Genomic DNA, 19,217 nt, shown 5'->3' with positions numbered 1-19,217 from the left:
ATGTTCCGCAAACAACCCTATCATGTCAACTGATAAGGAAGTTTGGGGAAGGTGCGGTTCGCTCACCCGGGTGACGGGTATTTCTCCGGCGCCACCGTACGCCCAGGTCCGTCCACATCGGACTCCTCGAAAGGACCGACGACGATGCCGTACCCCCCGCCCCCGGAGCAGCCCTACGATCCGCGGTACGAGCCCGCCGCGACCGAAGAAGTCGTGGAGCGCACGCCCGCGCGCCTCCGGATCGTCCGCACGGTCAACGCGCTGATCCACCTCGTGTGCGCGGTGTTCGCACTCGTGCTCGCCGTGCACATCGTGCTGGTGTTCGGCGAGGCGAACGCGGCGAACGGCTTCGCGCACCTCATCTCCGAGTGGTCGGCCGGCGTCTCGCTCGGCCTGCGCGACCTCTTCACCCCGGACTCCGAGAAGTTCCGGGTGTTCTGCAACGACGGCCTGGCCGCGGTCATCTGGCTGGTCATCGGCGCCGTGCTGACCGACGTCATCACGCGCATCGGCGCGCCCGGCCCCCGCCGGGTCTGGTACCGCCGCCGCAGCTACCGCTGACCCGCACAAACCGGCACACGAAGAAGGCGCCTCCCCGGCCGGGGAGGCGCCTTCTTCGTCGTCCGGTCAGCGCGGAGGCTGGTCGGGACCGGGTTTGACCGGCTCCGGACCGGGCTCCGGCCGGGTCTGGTCGACGGTCTGGCCGCCCCGGGGTGCCGGAACGCCCTCGGCGGCGACCACGTCGAAGTGTTCCCGGCACCAGCGGCCGTAGCGGCGTGCCTGCACTGTCATAGCGTCCACCTCCTCTCCTCGGGCGATCCTGGTCACACCCTCAGCGTCCTCCGCCGGGACGCCGAAAGCCAACAAATTTAAGCGGGACTTAAGGACACGGACGGGTGACTGTCCACAGAGGACGTCCGTCAGCCGGCGAACTCGCGCACGACCGTGCGGCAGAACGCCGGCAGGTCGTCCGGGTTGCGGCTGGAGACCAGGCCGTTGTCCACGACAACCTCTTCGTCGACCACGGTGCCGCCGGCGTTACGGATGTCGGTCCGGATGCTCGGGTACGACGTCAACGTGCGGCCGCGTACGACATCCGCTTCGACGAGCGTCCACGGACCGTGGCAGATCACCCCGACCGGCTTGCCCGCCCGGACGAAGTCGGCGACGAACCGCACCGCGTCCGGATCCGTCCGCAGGTTGTCCGGGTTCATCGTGCCGCCGGGCAGCAGCAGCGCGTCGAAGTCACCGATTCCGACGTCGGCCACCTTCCGGTCGACGGGGAACCGGTCACCCTTGTCGATGTCGCCGTTCATCGCCTGGATCTCCCCGGTGTCCAGGGACACCAGCTCGACCGTCGCGCCCTCGTCGAGGACGGCCTGGCGCGGCTGCTCCAGCTCGACCTGTTCAACACCGTCCGCAGCCAGGATCGCGACGCGGCGGCCCTGCAGTGCGTTCGCCATGAAAACCTCCGTCCGGGAGAATGCGCGTGCACCCGGGAATTACCCCCTCGGACGCCGGCCAAACCCAGTCCATTGAGGACGGACGCTCAGTCTTCGCACTCCACTGCGAGCACGGCGATGTCGTCGTGGGCCGAGCTGCCGAGCCAGTCGCGCACCGCCTGGCGCAGCCGCCGCACCACCTCGCGGGCGGGCTGGCCCGCCGCCGCCGTCAGCACCGCGCGCAGGCGGTCGTCGCCGAACAGCTCCGCCTGGTCGTGCCGGTTGCGGGCCTCGGTGATGCCGTCGGTGTAGAGCAGGCAGATGTCGCCGTGCTCCAGCCGCACCTTCGCTTCGGCGAACCGGGCCTGCGGCGAGATCCCGACCAGCGTGCCCGGCACGGTGACCTCTTCGACAAAACCCGCGCGGCGGACGATCAGCGGCGCCGGGTGCCCGCCGGAAGCCAGCGTCAGGTCGACACCGCCGTCCACCGGCTTGGCCGTGCCCAGCACGAGCGTGGCGAACCGGCTGCTGCCGCCGGCGATGAGCAGTTCGTTCAGCAGCCGCAGCAGCGTGCGGCCGTCGCGCTCGACCATGGCGAGCGCGGTCAGCGCGTGCCGGACCCGGCCGGTCAGCGCCGCCGCCTCCGGACCCTTGCCGCAGATGTCGCCGAGCACCAGGAACGCGCTGCCGTCGTCGTGCGCGAGGACGTCGAAGAAGTCCCCGCCGACCGCGAGCACCCCGCCGGCCGGCTCGTACCAGGTCTCGAACCGGGCGCCGGCCAGCTCGGGCGGGTCGACCGGGCGCAACGTCGTCTCGAGGCCGCGGGTCGCCTCCTCCTGGCGGGCGTAACGCTGGGCGTTGGCCAGCGCCGTCCCGGCCGCCATCGCGAACTCGGCCTCGGCGCGGGCCTGCTCGGCGCCGAACTCCGGGTCGGCGCGGCGGCCCAGTAGCAGGGCGCCGGTGACCCCGGCGCTCACGCTCGGGCCCAGCGAAACCACGGTCACCTCGGCGTGCCCGGCGAACCGGTCGGCGACGATCGAGGGCAGGGTGGCGACCTCGAGCGCGGGGACCGGGGCCGGCTGCGGGTGCCCGGTGGCCCCGAACGTCGCCGTCAGCACCGGCGCGACCTGGGCCGGGACCCGCCGGATCCGGCCGTGACCCTGCGCGGACGGGCGCTCGCAGCTCCACCACTCCCAGCGGCCGCGGGTGGTCGGCAGCAGCACGAAGACGGTTTCGGCCAGCGCGGACGCGGCCAGCTCGGCGATCACCCTGGCGGTGCCGTGGCGCCCGCGCGCGGCGGCCAGCCGGGGGCCGGCCTCGGCCAGGAAGTCACCGACGTGCCGCTGGGGAACGTCTTCCGAAGGGACGGTCCAGGCGTGCCAGCCGCCGGGCAGCGCGCGGACCCGCGCCGGGCGGCGCCGGCCGGTCACTTCGACGTGGCCGGAAGTCTCGGCGACCGGGTGCAGGCGCGGTTCGGCGCCTCCGGTCAGCGTCTGCGCGGCGGGATTCGCCCAGCGCAGCACGCCGTCGGCGTCCTGCAGGAACACCGCGTCGCGCACGTCTTCGAGGACCGCCCGCCCGAAGGCGTCGAAGCCCGGCGGCGCGTCATCGGCCGTCATCGGTGGCAGGGCCGCCGACGCCGGGGCCGGACGTGACACCATGCACGGACCTCCTGCCTCCGGACTGCTATCGCACGGCTACCGCGTGAGCGGGCGGACTGGCTCGAAGTGTAGGGCGAATCATGGCACGCTGGGTCGACGACCATGGCTGGCGCATGCGTGGTGGAGAGGGTCGGCACACATGACAACGGAATCCCAGAGCGAAGCGGCGGCGCTGGAACGGCTGCTCGTCGCGGTGCGGGATCTCGGGGACGGCAACTTCCGCCGGCGGCTCGTGCCGCACGGCGACGGCATCTCGGCCCAGCTCGCGGTTGCGTTCAACGACATCGCCGAACGCAACCAGCGACTGGTCAGCGAACTGCTGCGGGTCCGCGCGGCGGTCGGGCAGGACGGCAGACTCAGCGAGCGGCTCGAGACCGAGGTCGGCCCCGGCGGCTGGACCACCGCCGTGGACAGTGTCAACGGTCTCGTCGAGGACCTCACCCGGCCGACGATCGAGCTGGACCGGGTGCTCGGCGCCGTCGCCGAGGGCGACCTGTCGCAGCCGATGACCCTGACCCTCGACGGCCGCCCGCTGCAGGGCGCGTACGCCACGCTGGCGAAGACGGTCAACGGCCTCATCGCGCAGCTGTCCCGCTTCGCCGCCGAAGTGACGAGGCTCTCCCGCGAAATCGCGGGTGAGGGACGTCTCGGCGGCCAGGCGGTCGTCCCGGGCGTGTCCGGCACCTGGCGCGACCTGACCGACTCGGTCAACTTCATGGCCGACAACCTCACCGAGCAGGTCCGCAACATCGCCCAGGTCACCACCGCCGTCGCCCGCGGCGACCTGACCCAGAAGATCAACGTCGACGCCCGCGGCGAGATCCTCGAGCTCAAGAACACCATCAACACCATGGTGGACCAGCTTTCGTCGTTCGCCGACGAGGTCACCCGTGTCTCCCGCGAGGTCGGCTCGGACGGCAAGCTCGGCGGCCAGGCCCAGGTGGCCGGCGTCGCCGGGACGTGGCGCGACCTCACCGACTCGGTCAACCAGATGGCCGACAACCTGACCGACCAGGTCCGCGGGATCTCGCAGGTGGCGACGGCGGTGGCGACCGGCGACCTGACGAAGAAGATCGAGGTCGACGCCCGCGGCGAGATCCTGCAGCTGAAGAACACCCTCAACACCATGGTCGACCAGCTCTCGGCGTTCGCCGGCGAAGTCACCCGCGTCGCCCGCGAGGTCGGCAGCGAGGGCAAGCTGGGCGGGCAGGCCGAGGTCGCCGGCGCGGCCGGGACGTGGCGCAGCCTCACCGACTCGGTCAACCAGATGGCCGACAACCTCACCGACCAGGTCCGCAACATCTCGCACGTGACCACAGCCGTGGCGAAGGGCGACCTGACGCAGAAGATCACCGTCGACGCCCGGGGTGAGATCCTCGAGCTCAAGACGACCATGAACACGATGGTGGACCAACTGTCGGCGTTCGCGGACGAAGTCACCCGCGTGGCCCGCGAGGTGGGCACCGAGGGCCAGCTGGGCGGCCAGGCGCAGGTTCCCGGCGTCGCCGGCACCTGGCGCGACCTCACCGGCTCGGTGAACTTCATGGCGAACAACCTGACCACCCAGGTCCGCAACATCGCCCAGGTCGCCACCGCCGTCGCGCGCGGCGACCTGACGCAGAAGATCGCGGTCGACGCGCGGGGCGAGATCCTCGAGCTGAAGACGACGCTGAACACGATGGTGGACCAGTTGTCGGCGTTCGCGGACGAAGTCACCCGCGTCGCCCGCGAAGTCGGCACCGAAGGCAAGCTCGGCGGCCAGGCCACCGTGCCAGGAGTGGCCGGGACCTGGAAGGACCTCACCGACAACGTCAACTTCATGGCGAACAACCTGACCGAGCAGGTCCGGAACATCGCCACGGTGACGTCGGCGGTCGCGAAGGGCGACCTGACCCAGAAGATCTCGGTGGACGCCCGCGGCGAGATCCTCGAGCTCAAGACCACGCTGAACACGATGGTCGACCAGCTGTCCGCGTTCGCCGACGAAGTCACCCGCGTCGCCCGCGAAGTCGGCACCGAAGGCAAGCTCGGCGGCCAGGCCACCGTCCGCGGTGTCGCGGGCACGTGGAAGGACCTCACCGACAACGTCAACGTCATGGCCGACAACCTGACCGACCAGGTGCGCAGCATCGCCACGGTGGCGACCGGCGTGGCCAACGGCGACCTGTCGAAGAAGATCTCGATCGACGCCCAGGGTGAGGTCGCGGCGCTGGCGGACACGCTCAACGGCATGGTCGAGACGCTGCGCGCGTTCGCCGACGAGGTCACCCGCGTCTCCCGCGAGGTCGGCACCGAAGGCATCCTCGGCGGCCAGGCGCGGGTCCCCGGCGTGGCCGGGACCTGGAAGGACCTGACCGAGAACGTCAACTTCATGGCGCACAACCTGACCAGCCAGGTGCGCAACATCTCGCAGGTCACCACCGCCGTCGCGCGCGGTGACCTGACGAAGAAGATCGACGTCGACGCCCGCGGCGAGATCCTCGAGCTCAAGACCACGATGAACACGATGGTCGACCAGCTCTCGGCGTTCGCCTCCGAGGTCACGCGGGTGGCGCGCGAGGTCGGCACCGAGGGCAAGCTGGGCGGCCAGGCCGAGGTCGACGGTGTGTCCGGCACCTGGCAGCGGCTCACCGAGAGCGTGAACCAGCTGGCCGGGAACCTGACCACGCAGGTCCGCGCGATCGCGCAGGTGGCGACCGCGGTGACCGCGGGCGACCTGACCCGGCACATCACCGTCGACGCGTCCGGCGAGGTCTCCGACCTCAAGGACAACATCAACCAGATGATCGCGAACCTCAAGGAGACGACGAGGACCAACCGCGAGCAGGACTGGCTGAAGACGAACCTCGCGCAGCTGTCCGGCCGGATGCAGGGGCACCGCGACCTCGCCTCGGTCGCGGCGCTCATCCTGTCCGAGCTCGCGCCGCTGGTCCGGGCGCAGCAGGGCGCGTTCTTCCTGGCCCGCGACGACGACCGCGACGGCACGGTGCTCGAATGCATCGCCGCCTACGGCCTCGCGCAGTCCCGCGCCGGCCTGCGGTTCACGATCGGCGAGTCGCTGATCGGGCAGGCCGCCGTCGACCAGCGCACCATCCTCGTGCACAACGCCCCGCCGGAGTACGCGCTGATCTCGTCCGGGCTCGGCTCGGCCTCGCCGGTGAACCTCATCGTGCTGCCGGTGCTGTTCCAGGGCGAGGTGCTCGGCGTGCTGGAGCTGGCCTCGGTCAACGAGTTCAGCACCGTGCACCAGGACCTGCTGGAGCAGCTGCGGCACACGATCGGCGTCAACGTCAACACGATCCTGTCGAACTCGCGGACCGAAGCGCTGCTGACCGAGTCGCAGCGGCTGGCGCAGGAGCTGCGGGCCCGGTCCGAGCAGCTGCAGGCCCAGCAGGGCGAGCTGCGGCGGTCCAACACCGAGCTCGCCGAGAAGGCCGCGCTGCTCGCCCAGCAGAACCGCGACATCGAGGTCAAGAACAGCGAGATCGAGCAGGCGCGCCAGGAGCTGGAGGAACGCGCCGGGCAGCTGACGGTCGCGTCGCAGTACAAGACCGAGTTCATGGCGAACATGTCGCACGAGCTGCGGACGCCGCTGAACAGCGCGTTGATCCTGGCGAAGCTGCTGTCGGAGAACCCGGAGGGCAACCTCACCGAGAAGCAGATCCAGTTCGCCAGGACGATCTACGCGGCGGGCTCGGACCTGCAGCAGCTGATCAACGACATCCTCGACCTGGCCAAGGTCGAAGCGGGCCGGCTCGACATGCAGATGACCGACATCACGCTGCCCGAGCTGGTGGACTACGTCGAATCACTGTGCCGGCCGCTGACCGCGGACAAGGGCCTCGAGTTCGCCGTCCACATCGACCCGCCGGTGCCCGGCAGTGTCCACACCGACGAGCACCGCCTGCAGCAGATCCTGCGCAACCTGCTCTCGAACGCGGCGAAGTTCACCGACGAAGGCCGCGTCCGCCTGCACATCCGCGCGGCCGACCCGGCCGAGGTGGAGCAGGAGAGCCTCAAGGGCGCGCCGGGCATCATCGCCTTCGCCGTCGAGGACACCGGGATCGGCATTCCGGAGGAGAAGCTCGCGGTGATCTTCGAGGCGTTCCGCCAGGCGGACGGCACCACGAGCCGCAAGTACGGCGGCACCGGCCTCGGGCTGAACATCAGCCAGCAGCTCACCGAGCTCCTGGGCGGCGAGCTGCGGGTGGTCAGCGAGCCGGGCAAGGGCAGCACGTTCACGCTCTACCTCCCGGTGGCGGCGGCCAACCTGGTCGACCCGGCGGTGACGGCGCTGTCGTCCCCCCGCCTGCCCCCGGTCCCGAGCACGGTCCTGGTGGCGGCGCCCGACGTCGCCCCGAAGCGCTTCCACGGCGAGAAGGTCCTGATCGTCGACGACGACCTCCGGAACGTGTTCGCCCTGGCGGCGGTGCTGGAGCAGGCGGGCCTGGAGGTGGTCTACGCGGAAACGGGCGTCGACGGCATCCGCGCCCTGGAGCGCCACGAGGACACCGCGCTGGTCCTGATGGACGTGATGATGCCGGAGCTCGACGGCAACGCGACGATCGCGGCCATCCGCGCCGAGGCGGCCAACGCCGACCTCCCGGTGATCGCGGTGACGGCCAAGGCCACGGCCGAGGACCGGGCCCGCACGCTGGCCAGCGGCGCCGACGACTACATCACCAAGCCGGTGGACACGGAGAAGCTGCTGGACGTGATCGCGGCCAAGCTGGAGGCCGACGCAGCGTCGGCACGCTCCTTCGACCCCTTCGAATCTGGAGCGGGTGACGGGAATCGAACCCGCGTAGCTAGTTTGGAAGACTAGGGCTCTACCATTGAGCTACACCCGCGTGCCCCCGGAGGGACCCGGGTGCGAAGCCAGCTTAGCGTGACCCGCTAGGCTGATCGCACACCCCCCTGGGGGTGTCACGGGATGTGGCGCAGCTTGGTAGCGCATCCGCTTTGGGAGCGGAGGGTCGCAGGTTCAAATCCTGTCATCCCGACCAAATAGGTCTCTTTCACACCACGTCCGACGAGCAAACGCTCGCCGGGCGTGTTTGTGTATGTACATTCTGTAACCGCCGCGTACTCGCCGAACGTGACCCTAGGACCATCCGTGCGACCGGACGCCATGCCATCCCCGGCCGAGAGATCCGGTGCGTCTCCGGCCATCTGGGACGCCGTGTGCGGGCCGCCCAGCGCGGCGGGTAGTCCAATCGCCTCCCCCGCCTCGAAGAGCGCGGCGAACGGCTCTGTCAGGTCGGCACGCCCGACCGGGCCGTCCTCGTCGATGTAGAGCTTGTCGAAGAAGCCTTGGTTGATCTGACGCCGGATGCCGTTGTCGGTCGTCGTAAGGTAGGCGGCCTCGCAACGCTCCGTCCGCCACTCCAACCTTGGCCGCCTTTATCTCCCCGTTAGCCTCCGCCAGTTCTCGCGTCAGCCGCTTCATCTCAGCCGTCAGCAGATCTTGTGGGAAGTCGCCGGCGTAATGCAGCTGAAGGAGCTTCTGTCACTCCCCTTCGACGCGCCGCTTGGTTCGCTGCGCGCGCTCCAGACTGCGCGCCGCTTCGGCCTGCTGGCTGGCCAACTCTTCCCTCACAGCCTCTCGGATGAGCTCGGCATGCTCAGGACGCACACGGAAGGTTCCATAGAGGGCCGCAATGCCCCGTTCGATCTGCTCAACGCGAACCGCGCGACGCTGACAGTTGTTCGTCTTGGTCTTGCGCTTCACACAGTGGAAGTACGCGTAGACGCCGCCGTTACCCTTGTGCTCGGAGTAGACCTCGCGACCACCGCACTCCGAACAGTAGATAGTGGAGCGAAGGTAGTGGTTGTGAGTCCGATCCTTCTCGCCGGTGTGATTGTGTGCCGCATGAATATCTTGGACCCTTAGCCACACATCGGGCTCAACGAGAACCGGGTGCTTACCTTCATAGTGAATCCCCTGGTAGCTGACCACGCCCATGTAGTACGGGTTCGCCAAGATGTGATAGATACCGGTAAGTCCGACTGGCTGAGCCGGACGCCTGCGATTGGGGCGAAGGCGGGTGTGAACCTGCCGATAGGACAGGTTGCAGGCTGCTACCAGCTCATCGACGGTGTGGCCAGCTGTGTACGCGGCGACGAGTTCAGCGTCGTCCGGGTCGGTCGGGGATGTTGGCTGCAGCATGGTGATGAGTGATTAGTCCCTGTCGAGGTGGTGGAGGCCGTCAAGAACGCGCTGCATGAGCTCGGTCTCCGGCCGTGCCAGTGGTGTGCGGGGATTCGGCGTCAGCTGGTCGACATACGGGCGGGTTCGCTTCGGCAAGACCGGTGGCAGCCGTTCGGTGGACTCGTCGGCCGGGGCCGGCTGAATCCGGGGCAGGACTTCTGTGGGTGCGTCGGCGGCGTCGGCTCTAGCTCGTTCGCCCTGCACGCGCTGGCGGATACCGACCACGGTCCGCTCTGGCCTGGCCCGGATTCGGCGGTTGTGCCGCCAGTCGCCGACGAGGAGCACCATGACCCAGACCAGCGGAACGGCCATAACGACGAACACCGCCAGCGCACCGCCATTCATGGTCCTGGCGACTCAGGCACCTCGGGCAAGTCCGCGGCGGCCGGCGAGGCGAGCAGCTTGCTGCCATACAGGTCCAGCACCTCGGCCGTTGTTCTGAGCAGGCGGCTGACCTCTTGGAGATCAGCGCTTTCGAGGGCCCCGGCCTCCAGCTGAGTGGCGGCCCGCAGCAGGTCCCGGCCGGTGGCGGCGATCCGGTCACCCAAGGTCACGGGTGTCTTTGGCTCTTTGTCCTCCGCGTGCGTAATCAGCAGCTGGGCTAGGCCCTCGAGCAAACCGGCGAACGCGCGCTGTCGCTCGGCGGACAGCTCTTCAGCCAGCAGTTCGGTAATCACGCGAGGCGTATGCCGGGTGACGGCTGACAGTGCCCGGGCGGGCTCTGCGGTTTGTCGCTTCACGATTCGCTCGCCGTCTCGAACCAGTCCGGCCGCTCGCAGCGAACGGCTTCTACCTCGGCGCGGGCAGCCGGCAGCATGGCCGCAAGCGCCGTCAGGTACGCCTCACGTTCGGCGCAGCCGTAGTCAGTGAGACGAGCCCAGCCCTCTTGGCCGCGGCCGCGCCGGGTTTCGACGTAGCCGTGGGAGCACAGGACGAAGAAGTGCCGCTTCAGGCGGTCTTGCGGGATGCCCACCGCCTCGCACAAGAAGCAGAACCGCCGCCACTCATATACGTCGAGCAGGCACAGCAGCTGGAGCCGCAGCGGGTTCGGGAGTACTGGCGGGTCGGTCGCGAGCAGGGCGGTCATGAGGGCGTCGCCGCCAACTCCTCCGCCAGCACCCGCAAGTCCACCCCGGTACGCCGGATGACGCACCCCAGCCGGATGGCTTCTTCGGGCCGCCGGGCCAGCTGAGGTGTCTCCAGCGCCAGCGCCAGCGCCGCTTGAGGCAGGGCCAGCACGTCCAAGAAGCCGGTGAAGCCGGGGCGGCGGAGCTGACATGACCCCACACCGACGTCCCGGAACACCACACCGAGCTGCCAGCCGCAGGCCGCACTCCAGCTCGTGAGCAGATCGGCGCAGGTATCCGCGTAGCTCGGCTCTAGTTCCGGCGTGCGGACGTAGCCGTACGCGAGCAGTGGTTCTGCCGCCGGCGCGACCACCCGCGGTTGAGCCTTGAGGCGGTCGGCCAGCTCCTGCAGCTGAGGGAAGACACTCATGCCAGCGCCTCCCCGGTCCGTCGCCCGGCGGCGTGGACCCGGGCGCCTGCCTGCACTGCGAGTCGCTCGCGCATGGCTGCCTGCAGGAGCTCGTTCCGGGCCAAATGCTTCAGGCTCGGGACCACAACGTGGCGCGCGTCCGCCCGGATCAGTTCGGTGATGAGCTCGTCGAAGCCTTCGCGAGAGCCACAGTGGAGTTCAAAGAAGAAGCTGACGAAGTACAGCCCCTTGCTTTCAGCGAACCGGGCGACCGCTCCCTCGACCCGCCGCACCCGGTGATCCGGCACGTCGGCCGGGACACGCATGTAGCCGTAGGCCAACGGCCCGGTGACGAGGACTTGGGGCTCGTCGGCCGGATGCAGCGGCGCTGCGACAGGTTGAGCAGTCAGCATCATGTGAGGTCACGTCCCGGTCGTTGGGTCAGGTGGACGGCACCCCAGCGGCCAGGACGGGTGACCACGGACAGCGATACGTTGCGGGAGTTCGCCCGTGGTCCGTGAGCGACGAACCGGTCTACCGGCCGCCGGGGTGCCAGAGGTGACCTTCACCCGGCCGATTCCGGCAAACCAGAGCGGGAAAAGCGCGAAAAAGACGCGTGGGTGATGCGCGCGGCCGCCTGACCTGCGGTAACGTGGCGATCTCGCGCCGTAACCGAGGGGACGAATCATGGCCGCCAAGCGGATACGCCTGGCCCGCGCACGCAAGACGGCCGGGTACACGCAGGAAGCCTTGGCTGAGGCGCTCGACACCGACCGCAGCACCATCGTCCGGTGGGAGGCAGGCGAGACTGAGCCCCTGCCTCACAAACGGCCCAAACTGGCCAAGGTCCTTGGACTCACTGCCGCCGGCCTCGAAGACCTACTGGCCGAAAGCCTCACCCCTCCGGCTACGTCTGAGCGAGAGGGCACGCTCACCGAGGCGGAGGTAACGTCCGATCCTATGAAGCGACGGACGCTGATGAAGTGGGGCGTAGCTGCAACCGCCGCCACGGGTGTCGGTATCGAGGTCTTTGGCAGCATTGATATGGCCGACGTGCGACGACTGCAGCGGACCACCGATCGGCTGTGCAACCTCGACCACCGCCATGGCGGCGAGACTCTGTGGCAGGCCGGAGCGGCTACCGTGCGTGAAGCCCATCTCATGCTTGAAGAGGGCCGCTACAGCACAAGCGTCGGACAAGCGTTGCTTGAAACCACGGGAAATCTGCAGATCCGGACCGGCTGGTTGGCGTGCGATGCTGGCCAGCATGAGGTGGCGCGCTCCAGCTTCACCGACGCCTTGACCGTCGCCCGCCAAGCCGGCGACGCCGAGATTGAGACCCGCGCCCTGGCCGGTCTCGGCTTTCAGAGCAACCTGGTCGGACGCCCGCGCGAGGGCTTGCGCTTCTCCCGCGCGGCCGAAGACACCGCGCGCAGTCTCGGGCCGTCGTCGCGGATGACCGCCGTGCCGCTCTTGCACCTGGCGGTGGCCAACGCGCGTAGTGACGACTTCAGCGACGCCCAAGCCGCCATTACCCGCGCCCGGAAAGCCCTGGATGCGGACCGGGGCGACAATGAGGCCGCCAGCTGGGCGGCGTTTATGAGCCCGATGGAGATTGACGCCGTTGAGGCCACCTGCGCGGTTGAAGTCGGCAAGACCGAACGCGCCGAGAAGCTCTTGGAGCAGGCCATTGCGGGGTACGGCGATGGCTTCGCCCGCAACGTCGCCCTCTACCGGGTGCGGCTCGCGTCAGCGCGCGCGGGCTCCGGCGCTGTCGATGGGGCGGTTGAAGCGGCTGATGAGGTGCTCGACGCCATCGCCGAGGGGCTCGACAGTTGGCGCATCACCATGGAGCTGAGCCGGGTCATGCGCGTCATCTCGTCCTACCAGGCTCCCGGCGTTGACCAGCTCACCGAGCGTTACGCCGAGCTGGTCTCGTGACGACTCCGACGCCCCCGCTGGTTCTCCACGACCACGACGCGCCCGGCATGCACGAGCTGCGTCCCCTGCTGCTGACGGTGTACACCGGGGTCTATGCCGACCTGCTCGGTGATCCGTTCTTCGCCCCAGATCGGTTCTGGGAACGCCTCAAGGCCTACGCCAAGTGGCCTGGCTTCGAGCTGGTCACGGGTTGGATCCACGACGAGCTGATTGGTTACACGCTGGGCTACACCTTGCCGCCTCGCTCCAACTGGTGGCGCGGCTTCCGCGGCGACGTGGCCCCTCTGGTGCTCGAAGAAGATGGGGAGCGCACCTTTGCCGTGACTCAACTGATGGTGCTCCCAGCCTGGCAGCGACGCGGCTACGCCCGCCAACTGCACGATGCCCTGCTCGCTGGCCGTCCCGAAGAACGCGCCACTTTGCTCGTCAAGCCGGACAACGTCCCGGCTCGCACCGCGTACTTGTCCTGGGGCTGGCAGCTCTTTGGGCAGTTGCAGCCGTTTGATGACGCGCCGGTGTATGACTCGTTGATGTACGAGCTGCAGCAACAGGCAGACATTGAATCTGTCGAGTAGAGTTAAATAGAAAGAGGCTAACTACGGTGAGATTCACACTTACCTACACTGGACGGCTACCCAGTAGCAGCGATAAGAAGGTAAAGCACGAGATCCGCCTGAAGCTTCATCCTCAGTTACAGGAGCTATGGCGTACTCATCCCGCGCTTGCTGTAAAGCAGCAGTGGGTTGACCGCAACGCTAGCGAGTCTGACGCGGGCGTATTCCTGACGGAGGTTGCTGACACAGACTTTGCAACACTCGTTCACCCCCACCACAAGCTGTACGCAGAACTCGACATACTGGTGCTGAGGCCGGAAGCGCCCGGCGCGATCGTCTCACACTTCGGTGATATCGATAACCAGCTCAAGACTCTTTTTGACGCACTGCGCCGGCCGACCGACAGCTCAGAGGTTCCCACTTCCTGGAGTGCTTCGGCAGACGAGCAACCGTTGCACTGTCTGCTCGATGACGACAAGCTGATCACGCGAGTCAATGTTGAGACAGATCGCCTCTTAAAACCTGGCGTAGATACTAAGCACGTTGAACTGACCATCCGGGTCACGGTCAAGGCTTTTGCCGCCACGTGGGGAAACCTTGGCCTCACGGGTTGAGGTGTAGCCTACGCGTCCAGGTACTTACCTAGATCAGTGAGGCTGGACAAGATGACAGTGTTGAACTCCCGGTCAAGGTGAGCGCGAGTCGTAGCGGTATCGCAGGCCTTATTGTCGGCTACCACGATGTCACAGTAAGGAATCGCGATCGATAGGGCGTCGATGTCGCGCAGATCGTTGATCTTCCAGTCGCGGCTAACATCCTTGAGGTAGTGAAATTGCATCATTGAAACTACGCGACGGGATGGCAGTGACATTAGAAAGTCGGCCATCTCTTGTTTGCCATGGAATGGCTGGCGATGCTTCGTGAACCCCGCACTATCGATCGCTCGCGTGAAGTTGTCAAAGAAGTCAAAGAGATACTGTCGGGCGCAGATCGCATCCAGCGGTCGCGAAGCTACATCCCCGCCAGCGCGCAACGAGTTCAACATAACATTGAAACTTGCCAACTGGTCGTCCGCGACCTTCCTGGCCGCATACGGGTTGTAGTTCGGGATCTGATCCCAGACATGCTTTGGCGGACCAGCAAGCAGGTAGTACTCAGCAAAAGCGTTGACCTCATCCTCCCACTCAGCAATGGACTTGCCGAGTCTTGCCTCAAATTTTCTCCGACCGACATCCGTTCCACCTTTCAGCCTAAGTCGCGTGGAGTGGCCGAACGCGAAGCCGACACCTTTGCCGAGCTTGCTTACCTTGATCGGAAACGCCGGCCGCCCGAATCTACGGTTGAGTTCAAGCGCGAGCTCCTCGTCGAGAATTTTTGAGATGGGAGCCATGGTAGTGAACCGCGATAGTAAGGCCATTGCGCTCGCTGCTTCGTCCCGCATGTGATCGCGCGGGTTCTCAGCTAGTTCCATGTAGTGCACCGATGAGAGCGGAAAGACGAGCTCGCCAGCCTCGACGCGCCTCGTGAGCTCGGTAAGCACGACCACGTGTTGCGGATCATCAGGGTGACCAGCGAGCGCAGCGCCAAGCGAGTACCAATGGTTCAGGTCTAAATATATAGTGCGGGCAGGTAAGGTTTCCACCTTGACCATGGTAGCACCGGGTTAGCGCTGAATCTGACGATTACCATTTTCCGACAAGAGTCGAAGTTCGCTATGCGACACGGGTCAAGTTGTTAGCCCTCTCACGATTGTCGGCGGACGCCGGTGACAAACCAACAACCCAGCGAATTAGTCCACACTTTCGAGTGAACTTAACGCTGACTCGGCGGGTCCGTACGGCCCCCAAAGCCTGATTGCAAGTGTCGATGCAGGGAAAGCACTGACGAGATGGCTTGACGATGGTAAAATGCAGATGATTGATACTGAAGGGGCTGCTCTATCGTGGCGTACCGCAACAAGCTTTACATCGCCTTCGATGGCGATAACGACATGAACTATTATTTGACGCTTAAGATGTGGCGAGCCAATCCGGGCATTGACTTCGAGTTCCATAACGCGCACGATCTGGGAAGCTCGCGTGACACCAGCCTCTCAGAGTCAATCAAGGCGTCACTCCGAATGAGGATGCAGAATTCAAAGGCCATGTTGCTCCTTGTTGGCGAGAACACTAGGTTCCTGCGAAAGTTTGTTCCCTTTGAGATCCAGCTCGCCCGCAGACTCGACATTCCGATCATTGTTGCAAACCTTAATGGTGAGCGAATCTACGATCCATCGCGGTGTCCCGCAGCGGTTGAAGACGATACGAATACCGTCCATATCTCTTTCGAGCAGAAGATCATAAGACATGCCCTAGCGAACTATCCAGACTGGTACCACTCCAATAAGCACTCTACAAAGAACCATGGATTGAGTTATCCGGCTTCGGTATACCGAGACCTAGGCTTATGACCCGACCGCTTGGCGTACCGCCTGAAACATACATCAGCTATCGAGAAAATTGAGACAGCATGGCGTATCGAAACAAAACCTATGTCGCGTTTGCCAGTGAGGATATCACGAGCTACTGGTTTATGACTGGCTGGAAGGAGAACAAGAATATAGATTTCAATTTTCACGATGCCCATGACCTCAACACGGCATTGGATACTAGTCAGCCGGAGACCATCAGGCGACGTCTGGGCGAGCGCTTGGCCAACACCAAACAGTGCGTAGTGCTCATTAGCGACACGACGAGGTCAAAAGCGGCTAAGTCAGACACCTTCCTGTACTACGAGGTTGAGGCCATCAAGCGTCGCGGTCTGCCGGTGGTATTCGTCAATCTCAATAAAGTGCGCGGTTCGCAGAACAGCAAGCTGCCTACCGCGCTGAGTGAGCCATATTCCATGAGTGTTCCGTATGGGCCAACCATCATCAAGTACGCCCTCGACAACTTTCCTCAGGCGTACGCCGACAACTTGAAGGCGACTACACCGAAGACCGGTCCGTACCATTACAAGCAATCGGTCTACGACCGGCTTGGCCTGAAGTAGTCCTTGGTGCAGTCCGGTCTTAACCTTGCGTGGAGCTCTCTATGAACGGGCGTAGCTTTGCCGCGATGTGGTCCGTCTCGTCAAGGGATACTTCGTCAACCTCGTCCCATTCGGTCCCGCCTTGCGGAAGAGTGCCAGCTACGTGAAAGTGGACATGCGGGATGGTCTGATGTGCCGCGATGCCGTTGTTCTGCCAGACGGCAACTCCCTCTGGTCGGTATGCGTCAGTGATCGCCCTGGCGGCCACCATTACTGACGCCATCAAGGCTGAAGCCTCTGCACTATCGAGATCGAGCAACGTCGGGCGATGGGCGACGGGTACTACAAGCAGATGACCAACTCCGCGTTGCTCGCGCGTGACGAGAGTAGCTGTGAGCTCGTCTCGACTCAGAATGGTAAAAGGTCGGGCACCGCTAAGATAATCGCAGAACGCACAGGACTTAACTTCGGGTATCTCAATTGATGTTGTCATGATGGCCTCAAAGACTTTAAGAATGCTTGGAGTTCGAGCATATCGAGGTCGCGGGCAACTTCGGGCCTTACCACGATGTTGAGGCGGCTGGTCACCCGCTCTTCGCGAGAGGCAAACATGAACGACATGGCAGTGAGACGTACGGCATCCTGGGGCGGCAGGTGCTGCGAGATACGAGCTTGACCGCCGCCGATGACGCCCATCGAAACCGGTTCGCCGTTGCTGCGGGCTCGCACCTCATCCCATAGGCTATTGAGGCACCGCCAAATGCCATCAACGGTGGCTCGGGCCTCGTTGCGCTTGTTCATTTTAGTATAGGCGACACAGAAGTAGAGCTTGCGAATGGCCGGTTCGAGGACAGCCACAGTGCCAAGTTGGTAGCGGTTTTGTTTACCAGGCTTGGAGTCGGCTGGCTGAAATGCTCCAGCGCTCGGCTTCCCTTCGAGAGCCTTGTTTAGATCGTCATCAAGGCGTTGAGTGTCTCCGAGGTATGCTCGCTTAAGCAGTTGTGCCTGCACGCTGTTCTGATCGATTATGTGCGGTATAGCAGTATCAAACGTGTCAGTCATGCCGATGACAACATGGCCGTCCTGGCCAAACAAGTCCCCCTCGGTAATGTAGATTTCCGTACTTGGCGAACTGTAGGACTGCTGTACCGGCCTCGGCCACGCGCGAATCAGTCCATAGATCACGGAGGCAATCGCGACTGCGATCAGCAGAAACCCACCAACAGGAGCAAGCGAGCCGGGGATCAACGCGTCAGTTACACCGGCTCCCGCTGAGAGTAAACCAAACGCTGCAAAAGTCTGAGTTGAGAGCTTGGCCCAGAAACGCCTCTTCTTGAGATCTCTCGTGATCCTCACTGAGGCGCATCCTCGGGTGCATGCGTTTGGTAGCCGACTATCATGCGACTAAGTATAGTCTATGATAGTCGATCTCAGTAGTCCGCGGCCGTTTGAGCGCCAAGCTGCACCCATCGCGTGGCTCGCAGACGTGTCAGATGTCTATCATGGATTCTTTTTTTGACGCCTCCTGAGCGTCTGCTCTGAGTTCGTGACTACGGCCCGTCGCTCCAGTTTATTGCCGGTAGACCATCCTGTTCACGCACGCGATCTGTCACCTCGCGGTACTCGCGACCAAGCTCGTTCAAAACCTCTCCCCAAGGTGGAGGGTCAAATACTTCTCTGATGCATATTACGGCTTCAAGCAGATTAGTGGCAGCGAAGGGCACTTGCCACACTGCGTCGCGCGACTGTGGGAGTGGCCCACCGTTCGGGATATTCACGTAGCAGATAGCCGATTGGTAGCCAGGGTGAACTCGTGAGCACTCGGCCAGGTAGCCGGGCAGTGTATGCACGTCACCAAACTTGGTCATGCGCTGGGCGAAGTGCAGGAGATGGTCACCGCTCTTGTCTCGACTGTCCAGGTCAATACCGGCAATGACAGCGGCAATCTCCAAGGGGTCCACTGAGGTCCAGCCGGCGCCGGTTACGGCGTCCTTGCGTCGTTCGGCGTCACGGGCATGGCCGCGCATGAGGGTGTCGTTGATGTGGTCCCTTTCGGCCGCAAGCCACTTGAGAGCAACGACGTGCTCGATAATCGACCGCCTGATCCCGGAGGCTTCTTCGGCATACCCGGCGTCATCGAGGAGCAGGATTGCTTCGACGCCACGATGACAGCGCATGTACCAACCATGCGCAATGTGAGCGACTTTCCGATAACCAGGACGAATCGTGTCCCTCGCGCTTCTGGATATGTAAGCCGGATAGAGGGTAAGCAGTCGTTCAAGTATCGGAGCGTAGGCCGCTCGCGCGTCAGTCATAGGGATTAGTATGCGCCGACGGCAAGCTCGCTGCTAGCTCGAAACATCAAGCGTGTTCTTGAGGTTTCAAGTTAAGCGCCGAGATTCGCTGTCGGCGGCGCGCCTTCGCCGTCAGATTTGGTCGAGGCTCGCAAGTTGCGGCCGCGCCGCCCGTACCGCTCCGCCTTCGGAACACCTGCTTCATGCAGCCGGTCCCGCACCGTGCTTTGGCTGACGCCGAACTTGTCCGCGATACGGGCGTAGGTCCAGCCGGCTTCGTAGAGCTCAAGAGCAGCAGGCACGTCGTCAGGATGAAGTCCTGGGCTCGCCGTGACGACGCCACGGGCGCGGAGATGCTTGCCGACGGTGCCGCGATGAACACCGAACCGCTCAGCAAGTCGCGCCACCGACTCCCCTGTCGCGTGAGCTGCGACGAGAGCGTCCACCTCGGCAGAGCTCAGCTGGCGCGCAGTCCGACTACAGGCAGTCTTGAAAAGACTACTGGTAGTACCAGTCGGCCACTCTTCAGCCATCCTGACCAGGCGTTTTACCTGATGGGACGGCCTTGAAAAGGCCTCAATCACCCCGACTCAAGGGGCTGGACCTGCGGGTCCAGCCCCTTCTTGCGC

21 protein-coding genes and 2 tRNA genes are annotated in these 19,217 nt (G+C 65.0%); 8 read left to right on the top strand and 15 right to left on the bottom strand.

The window, feature by feature from the left end; all coding sequences use genetic code 11:
* Positions 1-144: 144 nt before the first annotated feature.
* Positions 145-561, top strand: a complete 417-nt coding sequence (locus ACIA5G_RS24075) for a hypothetical protein (RefSeq protein ID WP_247055397.1) — start codon at positions 145-147, stop codon at positions 559-561.
* Positions 562-627: 66 nt separating this feature from the next.
* Here the strand turns inward: ACIA5G_RS24075 and ACIA5G_RS24070 are convergent, their stop codons facing one another.
* The 3 genes from ACIA5G_RS24070 to ACIA5G_RS24060 all read right to left on the bottom strand — a co-directional run bounded on the left by ACIA5G_RS24070 (position 628) and on the right by ACIA5G_RS24060 (position 3,103).
* Positions 628-792, bottom strand: coding sequence for a hypothetical protein (locus tag ACIA5G_RS24070; protein WP_395926793.1), 165 nt, complete (start codon positions 790-792; stop codon positions 628-630).
* Positions 793-920: 128 nt separating this feature from the next.
* Positions 921-1,463, bottom strand: a complete 543-nt coding sequence (locus ACIA5G_RS24065; RefSeq protein WP_395926791.1) for a type 1 glutamine amidotransferase domain-containing protein — start codon at positions 1,461-1,463, stop codon at positions 921-923.
* Between the two features lie 86 nt (positions 1,464-1,549).
* A complete protein-coding gene (locus tag ACIA5G_RS24060; protein WP_395926789.1) occupies positions 1,550-3,103 on the bottom strand; it encodes a SpoIIE family protein phosphatase in 1,554 nt (517 codons plus the stop codon).
* Positions 3,104-3,242: 139 nt separating this feature from the next.
* On the opposite strand from ACIA5G_RS24060, the gene ACIA5G_RS24055 reads away from it, so the two are divergent.
* Positions 3,243-7,928: a HAMP domain-containing protein gene (locus ACIA5G_RS24055; RefSeq protein ID WP_395927986.1), complete on the top strand. Its 4,686-nt coding sequence runs from the start codon at positions 3,243-3,245 to the stop codon at positions 7,926-7,928.
* On the opposite strand, the gene ACIA5G_RS24050 is transcribed toward ACIA5G_RS24055, so the two are convergent.
* A tRNA-Gly gene (locus ACIA5G_RS24050) sits at positions 7,880-7,953 on the bottom strand. The genes ACIA5G_RS24055 and ACIA5G_RS24050 overlap by 49 nt on opposite strands.
* Before the next feature lie 79 nt (positions 7,954-8,032).
* Here ACIA5G_RS24050 and ACIA5G_RS24045 point away from each other — a divergent pair.
* A tRNA-Pro gene (locus tag ACIA5G_RS24045) sits at positions 8,033-8,109 on the top strand.
* 503 nt (positions 8,110-8,612) lie between these two features.
* On the opposite strand, the gene ACIA5G_RS24040 is transcribed toward ACIA5G_RS24045, so the two are convergent.
* From ACIA5G_RS24040 to ACIA5G_RS24015, 6 genes are read right to left on the bottom strand one after another with little or no spacing between them, the layout of a single operon-like run.
* Positions 8,613-9,272 (bottom strand): recombinase zinc beta ribbon domain-containing protein, encoded by a 660-nt coding sequence (locus ACIA5G_RS24040; RefSeq protein ID WP_395926787.1) that lies wholly within the window; start codon positions 9,270-9,272, stop codon positions 8,613-8,615.
* 12 nt (positions 9,273-9,284) lie between these two features.
* Positions 9,285-9,626 carry a hypothetical protein gene (locus ACIA5G_RS24035; protein WP_395926785.1) on the bottom strand — a complete coding sequence of 114 codons (342 nt, stop codon included), beginning with the start codon at positions 9,624-9,626 and terminating at the stop codon, positions 9,285-9,287.
* 29 nt (positions 9,627-9,655) lie between these two features.
* Entirely contained in the window at positions 9,656-9,991 is a 336-nt protein-coding gene (locus ACIA5G_RS24030; protein ID WP_395926783.1) for a hypothetical protein, read from the bottom strand.
* A gap of 59 nt (positions 9,992-10,050) precedes the next feature.
* Complete coding sequence (locus ACIA5G_RS24025; protein WP_395926781.1) at positions 10,051-10,401, bottom strand: transcriptional regulator; 351 nt, start codon at positions 10,399-10,401, stop codon at positions 10,051-10,053.
* Positions 10,398-10,811 (bottom strand): recombinase family protein, encoded by a 414-nt coding sequence (locus ACIA5G_RS24020; RefSeq protein ID WP_395926779.1) that lies wholly within the window; start codon positions 10,809-10,811, stop codon positions 10,398-10,400. Before ACIA5G_RS24020 ends, ACIA5G_RS24025 begins: the two co-directional genes overlap by 4 nt.
* Entirely contained in the window at positions 10,808-11,206 is a 399-nt protein-coding gene (locus ACIA5G_RS24015; RefSeq protein WP_395926777.1) for a recombinase family protein, read from the bottom strand. Before ACIA5G_RS24015 ends, ACIA5G_RS24020 begins: the two co-directional genes overlap by 4 nt.
* 271 nt (positions 11,207-11,477) lie before the next feature.
* Here ACIA5G_RS24015 and ACIA5G_RS24010 point away from each other — a divergent pair, with 271 nt between their 5' ends.
* Genes ACIA5G_RS24010 through ACIA5G_RS24000 form a run of 3 tightly spaced genes read left to right on the top strand, consistent with a single transcriptional unit; the run spans position 11,478 to position 13,899 of the window.
* Positions 11,478-12,731, top strand: coding sequence for a helix-turn-helix transcriptional regulator (locus ACIA5G_RS24010; protein ID WP_395926775.1), 1,254 nt, complete (start codon positions 11,478-11,480; stop codon positions 12,729-12,731).
* Entirely contained in the window at positions 12,728-13,306 is a 579-nt protein-coding gene (locus ACIA5G_RS24005) for a GNAT family N-acetyltransferase (protein WP_395926773.1), read from the top strand. The genes ACIA5G_RS24010 and ACIA5G_RS24005 overlap by 4 nt, the downstream gene beginning before the upstream one ends.
* A 26-nt stretch (positions 13,307-13,332) precedes the next feature.
* A complete protein-coding gene (locus ACIA5G_RS24000; protein WP_395926771.1) occupies positions 13,333-13,899 on the top strand; it encodes a hypothetical protein in 567 nt (188 codons plus the stop codon).
* Between the two features lie 8 nt (positions 13,900-13,907).
* On the opposite strand, the gene ACIA5G_RS23995 is transcribed toward ACIA5G_RS24000, so the two are convergent.
* The gene (locus tag ACIA5G_RS23995; RefSeq protein WP_395926769.1) at positions 13,908-14,936 is read right to left on the bottom strand and encodes a hypothetical protein; all 1,029 of its coding nucleotides are present in this window, start codon (positions 14,934-14,936) and stop codon (positions 13,908-13,910) included.
* A gap of 291 nt (positions 14,937-15,227) precedes the next feature.
* On the opposite strand from ACIA5G_RS23995, the gene ACIA5G_RS23990 reads away from it, so the two are divergent.
* Positions 15,228-15,734, top strand: coding sequence for a TIR domain-containing protein (locus ACIA5G_RS23990; protein ID WP_395926767.1), 507 nt, complete (start codon positions 15,228-15,230; stop codon positions 15,732-15,734).
* 59 nt (positions 15,735-15,793) lie between these two features.
* Positions 15,794-16,315: a TIR domain-containing protein gene (locus ACIA5G_RS23985; protein WP_395926765.1), complete on the top strand. Its 522-nt coding sequence runs from the start codon at positions 15,794-15,796 to the stop codon at positions 16,313-16,315.
* Between the two features lie 19 nt (positions 16,316-16,334).
* Here the strand turns inward: ACIA5G_RS23985 and ACIA5G_RS23980 are convergent, their stop codons facing one another.
* The 4 genes from ACIA5G_RS23980 to ACIA5G_RS23965 form a co-directional block, all read right to left on the bottom strand.
* Positions 16,335-16,787 (bottom strand): HIT family protein, encoded by a 453-nt coding sequence (locus ACIA5G_RS23980; RefSeq protein WP_395926763.1) that lies wholly within the window; start codon positions 16,785-16,787, stop codon positions 16,335-16,337.
* Positions 16,784-17,650: a macro domain-containing protein gene (locus ACIA5G_RS23975; protein ID WP_395926761.1), complete on the bottom strand. Its 867-nt coding sequence runs from the start codon at positions 17,648-17,650 to the stop codon at positions 16,784-16,786. The genes ACIA5G_RS23980 and ACIA5G_RS23975 overlap by 4 nt, the downstream gene beginning before the upstream one ends.
* Before the next feature lie 194 nt (positions 17,651-17,844).
* Positions 17,845-18,609: a DUF5677 domain-containing protein gene (locus ACIA5G_RS23970; protein ID WP_395926759.1), complete on the bottom strand. Its 765-nt coding sequence runs from the start codon at positions 18,607-18,609 to the stop codon at positions 17,845-17,847.
* 71 nt (positions 18,610-18,680) lie between these two features.
* Complete coding sequence (locus ACIA5G_RS23965) at positions 18,681-18,995, bottom strand: helix-turn-helix domain-containing protein (RefSeq protein WP_395926757.1); 315 nt, start codon at positions 18,993-18,995, stop codon at positions 18,681-18,683.
* Positions 18,996-19,217: the final 222 nt, after the last annotated feature.

The organism is Amycolatopsis sp. NPDC051758, assembly GCF_044453095.1.
GTDB lineage: Bacteria > Actinomycetota > Actinomycetes > Mycobacteriales > Pseudonocardiaceae > Amycolatopsis.
This window is presented reverse-complemented; position numbering and strand designations above follow the sequence as displayed.

Coding starts and splice junctions, on each gene's coding strand:
- ACIA5G_RS24020 (WP_395926779.1), bottom strand. CDS start 10,811: ATGAGTGTCTTCCCTCAGCTGCAGGAGCTGGCCGACCGCCTCAAGGCT.
- ACIA5G_RS23980 (WP_395926763.1), bottom strand. CDS start 16,787: ATGACAACATCAATTGAGATACCCGAAGTTAAGTCCTGTGCGTTCTGC.
- ACIA5G_RS24060 (WP_395926789.1), bottom strand. CDS start 3,103: ATGGTGTCACGTCCGGCCCCGGCGTCGGCGGCCCTGCCACCGATGACG.
- ACIA5G_RS24070 (WP_395926793.1), bottom strand. CDS start 792: ATGACAGTGCAGGCACGCCGCTACGGCCGCTGGTGCCGGGAACACTTC.
- ACIA5G_RS24040 (WP_395926787.1), bottom strand. CDS start 9,272: ATGCTGCAGCCAACATCCCCGACCGACCCGGACGACGCTGAACTCGTC.
- ACIA5G_RS24055 (WP_395927986.1), top strand. CDS start 3,243: ATGACAACGGAATCCCAGAGCGAAGCGGCGGCGCTGGAACGGCTGCTC.
- ACIA5G_RS24065 (WP_395926791.1), bottom strand. CDS start 1,463: ATGGCGAACGCACTGCAGGGCCGCCGCGTCGCGATCCTGGCTGCGGAC.
- ACIA5G_RS24025 (WP_395926781.1), bottom strand. CDS start 10,401: ATGACCGCCCTGCTCGCGACCGACCCGCCAGTACTCCCGAACCCGCTG.
- ACIA5G_RS23970 (WP_395926759.1), bottom strand. CDS start 18,609: ATGACTGACGCGCGAGCGGCCTACGCTCCGATACTTGAACGACTGCTT.
- ACIA5G_RS23995 (WP_395926769.1), bottom strand. CDS start 14,936: ATGGTCAAGGTGGAAACCTTACCTGCCCGCACTATATATTTAGACCTG.
- ACIA5G_RS24010 (WP_395926775.1), top strand. CDS start 11,478: ATGGCCGCCAAGCGGATACGCCTGGCCCGCGCACGCAAGACGGCCGGG.
- ACIA5G_RS24035 (WP_395926785.1), bottom strand. CDS start 9,626: ATGGCCGTTCCGCTGGTCTGGGTCATGGTGCTCCTCGTCGGCGACTGG.
- ACIA5G_RS23985 (WP_395926765.1), top strand. CDS start 15,794: ATGGCGTATCGAAACAAAACCTATGTCGCGTTTGCCAGTGAGGATATC.
- ACIA5G_RS24015 (WP_395926777.1), bottom strand. CDS start 11,206: ATGATGCTGACTGCTCAACCTGTCGCAGCGCCGCTGCATCCGGCCGAC.
- ACIA5G_RS24075 (WP_247055397.1), top strand. CDS start 145: ATGCCGTACCCCCCGCCCCCGGAGCAGCCCTACGATCCGCGGTACGAG.